This is a genomic window from Acinetobacter sp. YH12205, assembly GCF_013418125.1.
Lineage (GTDB): Bacteria > Pseudomonadota > Gammaproteobacteria > Pseudomonadales > Moraxellaceae > Acinetobacter > Acinetobacter towneri.
Window position 1 is genome coordinate 1 of the sequence record NZ_VPCQ01000021.1, and the last position, 7933, is coordinate 7933.

A 7933-nucleotide genomic window follows, 5' to 3' on the forward strand; every position below is an offset into this window, starting at 1 on the left:
GCAAGAACGGACTGACCGCTACAAGTCGGAACTGACCGACTCAGGCTCTAGTTACACGCTTGGCAACAAGACATTAACAGAGTGCGAATTAGTCCTTGAGTATGTTTGAATACATTTTAAGGAACAGGAACCATGAATACTGTTGCCGTCCTGAAATTAACATTACATCACGCTGTCGTTGGATACTTGGCAGGATTTCAGAGCGGAAAAAATATTCTGGTTTTTACAGATTCTTTCCGCTTTGATCAGCAACGTCCGACCTTGAGCCTGCTAACTTCCCCCTTGTATCCTCAAGCGGATAAAATTTTAGAAAAGACCTATGTTACACATCAGCGCTTACACCCCTTGCTATCAAACTTGCTACCAGAAGGGGCATTACGTGAACTGATTGCACAAAGCCTCAAAGTACATATAGACAATGAATTTCAGTTATTGGCAGATTTAGGTCATGATTTACCTGGAGCACTCATTGCGACTCCATTAGATCCAGAAGAAATTCCAGATGGAATAAAATTTAAGCTTCAGATCTCGAATCCAGATCAGATATTAAAACAAGAGATTCGGACAAATAATAAGTTTTCCTTGGCTGGCGTCCAAATGAAGTTTTCCATGAAAGCCAAAGATGGGCGTTTTACATTAGCACAGGCAACGGAATCCAGCCTACTCGGTGATTGGATTGTCAAAACTCCTTCTACCAGACATGCTTTTGTTCCGCTGAATGAATACTCTATGATGATCCTTGCCAAAATGGTCGGAATAGATATCCCAGAGATTCGTTTGGTAGATATGGCACTCTTACAAGACCTTCCACCATTAAATCTACCCCAAGAGCAATATGCTTTTGCAATTAAGAGATTCGATAGGCAGAGTACTGCTAATACTACAGAGCTTATTCATATTGAAGATTTTGCTCAGATCTTTGGTTCATATCCACACCAGAAATACAGCACCACAAATTATGAGCAGATCGGTAAGATCATTTATCACTATTCAGATAACAAAATTTTTGATATTCAGCAATTTGCCAGCCGTTTACTCGTCAATATTTTACTCGCCAATGGAGATGCACACTTAAAGAACTGGAGTATGATTTATCACGATAAAACAACGCCAAGATTATCTCCCGCATACGATATATTGATGACAAGTGTATATATTGAAAATGAGCGTCATTTCGCATTGAATCTTACCAAAAATAAAGATTGGTATTTAGCTGAGATGAAACACTTTGAACAATGGGCTGAAAAAGTCGGTGTTCCATGGCGTGTTATTGAAAAACAACTTCACGCGATCATGGACAAAGCACGGTCGGTATGGCCAGTGCTATTACTAGACTTACCTATGATTTCTGTTCATAAAGAAAAATTAAGAGAACATTGGAAAAAATTGCATCCGGACTTTCAGATACTTACAGATGATTAGGGTAATCTGAAACCAAACTAAAATTTCTCAAACAAGTTCATCACGTCATTTTCCGTCAGTTTCGCTTCGCCTTCATGATCTGTACTTAGAATAGAGTGTGCCAGTTCTGCTTTATTTTGCTGTAAGGCAAGAATTTTTTCTTCTATGCTTTTATTAGTAATCAGCTTATAGACAAATACCGGCTTGTCCTGTCCAATCCGCCATGCACGATCTGAAGCTTGATCTTCAGCAGCAGGGTTCCACCATGGATCATAGTGAATGACCGTATCTGCGGCAGTTAGATTCAAACCGACCCCTCCTGCTTTCAGACTGATTAAAAATACCGGCACTTGTCCAGACTGAAACGCTGTAATGACTTCATCTCGCTTTTTGGTCTTTCCAGTCAGCTTCACATAGCCAATTTCTGCGTGATGGAACTGTTGTTCAATCAGTTCCAACATTGAGGTAAACTGAGAGAAGATAAGAATTTTTCGCCCCTCTTCCACCATTGGAACGACCATATCCATCAACTGTTCAAGTTTGGCAGAATGCGCCTGTCCAATTTTCACTGAATCCAGCTTTAGTAAGCTAGGATGGCAGCACACCTGACGTAGCTTCAGTAAGGCATCTAAAATTTGAATTTGACTACGTTTAAAGCCTTTTTCTGCCACAATTTTCTGAATGCTTGCCTGCATCGTGGCACGAACAGCCTCATATAACTTGGATTGCTGGTCATTCATATCAATATTGACTTCAATCGTGGTTTTTTCTGGCAACTCTTTGGCTACGTCAGTTTTCAAGCGACGTAAAATGAAGGGCTTAATCCGGTTGACCAACTTTTGTCTTAACTGCTCATCACCGCGCTTTTCAATCGGATGACGGTACTTTTTATTAAAAATTTCTTGTGAATATAAAAATCCTGGCATCAGGAAATAAAATAGTGCCCACAGCTCACCCAAATGATTTTCCATAGGTGTACCGGTTAGACATAGACGATGTCGCGCTGTTAATTGCCGTACTACCTGTGCAGCTTTGGCGCGCGGATTTTTGATATTCTGCGCCTCATCCAAAATGAGTTGATGATATTCATATTGCTTTAGTTGCTCTTCATCTCTCGCCAGAAGCGGATAGGTGGTTAACACAATATCATAGTGCGGAATCTGCTCAAAATACTGATGGCGATCGGGCCCCTGTAGCAGCAATACCTTGAGCTCTGGGGTAAATTTCTCCGCTTCTTTGAACCAGTTATGCATCAGCGATGTGGGTGCAACAATTAAGGCGGGACTATCCTGCAAATATCCAGCCTGCTTTTCCATGAGTAAATGGGCTAAAGTTTGTGCTGTTTTCCCCAAGCCCATATCATCTGCCAGAATCCCGCCATGCTGGGTTTCCCTTAAAAACTGTAACCAGCCTAAGCCCTGCTGCTGGTATAGACGCAACTCCCCCTGAAAACCTTGTGGTGTTGGCAGTTGTTGCTGATAGCCTTGTTTGAATTTATGTACAAATTTCTGCAGGCGATCACTGACCTGCCATGTCATCCCAAGATTATGCTGCAATTCTAATAATTGACTCGCATCATAGCGATCAATACTGCGCTCTTCTTGCTGTAAAATGCTCTGCAGATGCAATAATACCGGCTTAATATCCCTAGCGGATAGCGCCAAATCAGGTTGATCAACTGCAGTTTTCACGGTGAAAATTTGACTGTCATGCAGATGAATAAAAGTCCGCGGATCAAGTAAATCAGGATTTACTCGCACCAAAGCTACGAGCGCATCAAGTAAATTATAAGAATTGCCTGCACTGTCTTGAACCGTCGCCCCGATATTGAACCAGTCCTGCTGGCCTTCAGATTCAGTGATAGAAATATTTAAATTTTCAACATATTGCAGGTTAAAGGGGCTGTTTTCTAGATGCTCTATCTGCCAGCCCATCAACTCAATTTGATTGATGGGCATCAGCTGTTTGATCCAGTCTCCATAGAAAGCAAAAACCATAGAATCGAGACGTTGTTTATCCAGTTTTAATTGCTGGTCATAACTAAGATCTTTCACCCACTTCAGTGATTCGACCAATAGCTGTAAACGCTGGATTGACTGTTGTTCCTGAACTAAGTCCCGAAGCTGTCGCACCATTTTGTCATGCTGCTCACCAATGAAACTGTCACCTGATGTACCTGCTTTAATTCGCCCGCCTGCATAGGAGAATTCAATTTCAGCACAAACAGACTCTTCCCATTTCCAATCAAATTTATCTAAAACACCAAAGCGTAAAATTGGCTGGGGATTACCCTGTAAGACTTCAATCTCTTGAAGAAACCCAGGTTTCGGCAAGTTATGTATCGTTGTAGATTGATGAGTAAGCTGCTCAAACTCAGTCAAAACCGTCGCAGGCATCTCTGGCATCCGCCAAAGGTAGTACAGTAAATCCGATGTATATTCACTATAGAGTTGCCCTACCGTATTCTTGTGAATATCGATATAACAAAGTGGCTGACTTACAAGAATTTGAAGATGTGGATTCGATTTTAAATTGAGTCGAACATTTCCATTGACCAACTCAAAATCTAAGTGCTCAGTCTGTTTTTCAATGCTCTTTTGCCAAGAAAATTCAAGCTGATAGCTTTGTTCTGACCATGTAAGTGGAGCATCACTTTTTTGTTTCCAATAGACATCACCACTCTGAATGAAAGATTTAAAATGCTCTAAAACAATGCCTGATATATCAAGACTATTTCCATAAGAAAACTCATTCTGATTGAGCTTGGCATAATAATAAATTTGATTAAATAATTGTCGCTTCCCATCAGGCAAAGACAGACGTTTTTTTAGAATATTGCCATATTCAGTATAAGAACTGACACCTGTGATCGTCCCACTTTTATTACGTCTACCTTTTCGAACCTCAAGTTTTAACCCGAATAGACCTAAAGGCTGATCTAAATAATAAAGTAAATAATTACTCGTTGTCTTTTGCTGCTCTAACTGGGTATGTTGTAAATACTGCTTAAACTCACTTAACCAGCGTTGTGCTTGATTAATTGCAACCCGATCTTTTTGAGTGTGAGATGATGACTGAGAGTCAACATAGCTCTTCAGATATCCTTCTCGATATTCTTGATAAAATAATTTGGCTAAAGCAGCAGCATGTTTACAGTTATATCCAACCGGACAAGTGCAGTCGTCATCAATTAAACGGTCCTTTTTAAGATTATAGGTAATTGCAGTATCGTAATAATCTGTCCCTTCAATTTGGGCATACATCGTGACATCGTCATTTTCTTCAAAGAACTCAATCGTTTTCCTATCAATGTATTTAGCATAGCTCTGGCTGCGCTGAAGAGTTGCAGTACTAAAGCGAGATAGAAAATTGATCAATGAGGACATAATTACCAGACACCAAAAATGTTTATACAATTATAACGGACAAAGCTGTCATTTCAGAATAGTAGCCGAACGGCCCAACCTGAGCATAACTTGGATTCACTCAAAAGGAATATTGTAAATAAAGACTACTTTTTGCATAAACATTCAAAGCCAAACCTCAATATGTCTACATCATCACAGCATGCATTTCCCACACATATTGACTGCGCATCAATTGCTTTAATTGTTTAAGGTCTTGATATTTTTCCAGTATCTCTTGCGCTCGAGCTAATTTTTGTTGAACATGTCGATAGTCTTGCTCATATTTTCGATACAAATCCTGCACTTTAATTTTACGGTTAGAATATAAAAACTGACTCCAATTAAAAGAGTAAATAATGTCATCTACTTGCATTTGCAAAGTTTCTAACTGTTCTTCTAAAAGCAGGTTATACGCTTTTAATTGTTGATTGGCGAAAGACAAATTATGCTGCTGACCCAACTGAATTTGCAAATTTAACAATGTCAATAAATCATTGGCTTCATAAGCCTGATTGGCTTGCTGCATCAATACGGTTTTTTCTTGTTTTTTCTGCTCATCTTGCTCACGATCTGGGTGAATCCACGCTGTAATTTTTAAGTAAATCGCTTTAATGGACTGATTTGCTAGTTTCTTGGCTTCTTCACGCTGTTGCTGTTTTTTTGCTGCTTTGGCTTTTTCACGGGCAATTTGCTGTTCGGCAAAAGCTTTTTGCGCACTACTCAACTGACTTAAAAAATCCAGCTCCTCTTGTTCTTGCATTTTTTGTTCAAATTTTTTTATAAAGTCATCTAAATCTAATGGATCATGCTGAAAATCAAAAAAATCTAGATCTAGGTCATATTCTTCACAAAGAAAATGCTTCAAACTTTCTAGCTTGAGCTGTGCCAAGCGCTCTTGTTCAGACTCATCATGTTCAAAACTATTTTGTTCACATTGTTCAACATTTTCGTCTTCTGACTCTGTTGCTGTTTTAGCTTCAGATCTTAAATCCACATCATCTGTGTCTAGCAATTCAATATGATGCCCATAACTGTTCAGCAATTCTGTTAAAAACTGAACTTGTTCGGTAGACATCTGCTGCGAATCCAAAAGTTGTAAACTGAGTTGCTCAATTTTTTGATCCAGCTTAGTTTGCTGGGCTGCCGTCACTTTTTGTTGTTTTTGCTGAAGCAATTGTTGAATTTGCTGAAATATAACTTCACGCAATTGCGCATAAGTCGGTAAAATTTCACGGCTGGCACGTGCCTGAATATCGGCTTGTGCGGTCTGCCATTCATTCAAACGTAGCTGTTCCTGCTCAATTTTTTGGCATAGTTTCTGAAATTTTTTCTGTGGCGCAGAAAGTTTCTGCTCTGGCTCTAAAGTACTTTTCTGTAATTCCATCTTCAATCATATCGAACACATAAGTCTGAGCCGTATTTTAACCAACTTCTTACTCAAGAAAAAACACCCTTGCCCATCACCACATCTTTTCTCATCCATAGTCTTTGACCTGAAACATCTTCAAGCAATTGATCTTCCATTCTATACAGCACATTACACACAGTTCGATTATCATAGGCAGCAATACGATTTTTCCAAATATTTAGGACAATACATGAGCACATTAACCTGTTTTAAAGCCTATGACATTCGCGGAAAATTGGGCACAGAACTCAATGAAGAGATTGCCTATAAAATTGGTCGTGCTTACGGACAAATTTACCAACCTAAAACCGTTGTAATTGGCTGCGATATTCGCCTTAGCAGCGAAGGCTTAAAGCAGGCCACCATTCGTGGTTTAAATGATGCAGGGGTCAATGTGCTCGACTTGGGAATGACAGGCACAGAAGAAGTCTATTTCGCAGCTTTTCATTTAGACGTGCAAGGTGGCATTGAAGTGACTGCCAGCCATAACCCCATGGACTACAACGGCATGAAACTGGTACGTGAAAATGCACGTCCGATTAGTGCCGATACCGGCCTAAAAGACATTCAGGCTTTGGCAGAATCGGGCGAATTTACCCCAGTTGAGCACAAAGGTAGCACTCAAAGCTACAATATTTTGCCTCAATTTATTGACCATTTAATGACTTATATCGAGCCTAGCAAAATTCGCCCAATGAAACTGGTCATGAATGCAGGCAATGGCGCTGCAGGACATGTGGTCGATGCGATTGAGCAAAAATTCAAAGCTCTGAATATCCCTGTTGAGTTTGTCAAAATTCACAATGATGCCGATGGCACCTTCCCCAATGGTATCCCCAACCCCATTTTAGTGGAAAACCGTGATAGCACCCGTAATGCCGTATTAGAGCATCAAGCCGACATGGGCATTGCGTGGGATGGTGACTTTGACCGCTGTTTCTTATTCGATGAAAAAGGCCAATTTATTGAAGGCTATTATATTGTCGGCTTATTGGCACAGGCATTTTTACTCAAACAAGCAGGCGAGAAAATCGTGCATGACCCACGTTTAGTCTGGAATACCTTTGATGTGGTCGCTCAATATCAGGGTGAAGCAATTCAATCTAAATCTGGACATGCCTTTATTAAAGATGTGATGCGTGAGCACAATGCCGTTTACGGCGGTGAAATGAGCGCACACCACTATTTCCGTGATTTCGCCTATTGTGACAGCGGCATGATTCCATGGCTATTGGCGGTTTCGGTATTGTCTGAAACAGGACAATCGCTATCGAGTCTGGTCGAAGAAATGATTGCCAAGTTCCCATGTTCGGGGGAAATTAACTTTAAAGTGGCCGATACTCAAGCCACCATCCAAAAAATCTTTGAGCATTATGCTAGCCAAAACCCAGCAATTGACCAAACCGATGGCGTGAGTCTTGACTTTGGGGCATGGCGTTTTAATGTGCGTGCGTCAAATACCGAGCCTTTATTGCGCTTAAATATTGAAAGCCGTCGTGACCACAATCCCCGCCCGATGCAGGACTATGTGGATGAGTTGACGCAACTCATTCAAGCTTAATCTGAAAAATCAAAGCAATATAAAAATGGGAGTAATTAACTATAACTAAAAATATAGACAAATATTTGCATAAGTTCTCATTTTGTCTATGTCGATTCAGTAGTGGCAAGGTGGGTATTTATTAGAGATTTAAATGATTATCTTTTGTATTTTAGG

At 40.2% G+C, this 7933-nt stretch carries 4 protein-coding genes; 2 read left to right on the forward strand and 2 right to left on the reverse strand.

Annotation, left to right across the window (positions count from 1 at the left end; all coding sequences use genetic code 11):
- Nucleotides 1-132 precede the first annotated feature (132 nt).
- Complete coding sequence (locus FTU92_RS13815; RefSeq protein WP_180096438.1) at nt 133-1422, forward strand: type II toxin-antitoxin system HipA family toxin; 1290 nt, start codon at nt 133-135, stop codon at nt 1420-1422.
- 17 nt (nt 1423-1439) lie between these two features.
- Here FTU92_RS13815 and FTU92_RS13820 read toward each other — a convergent pair whose 3' ends face one another.
- Entirely contained in the window at nt 1440-4787 is a 3348-nt protein-coding gene (locus FTU92_RS13820; protein ID WP_096902681.1) for a DEAD/DEAH box helicase, read from the reverse strand.
- A gap of 166 nt (nt 4788-4953) precedes the next feature.
- A complete protein-coding gene (locus FTU92_RS13825; protein ID WP_131261285.1) occupies nt 4954-6192 on the reverse strand; it encodes a hypothetical protein in 1239 nt (412 codons plus the stop codon).
- Between the two features lie 214 nt (nt 6193-6406).
- Here FTU92_RS13825 and FTU92_RS13830 point away from each other — a divergent pair, with 214 nt between their 5' ends.
- Nucleotides 6407-7777, forward strand: coding sequence for a phosphomannomutase CpsG (locus FTU92_RS13830; protein WP_180096439.1), 1371 nt, complete (start codon nt 6407-6409; stop codon nt 7775-7777).
- Nucleotides 7778-7933: the final 156 nt, after the last annotated feature.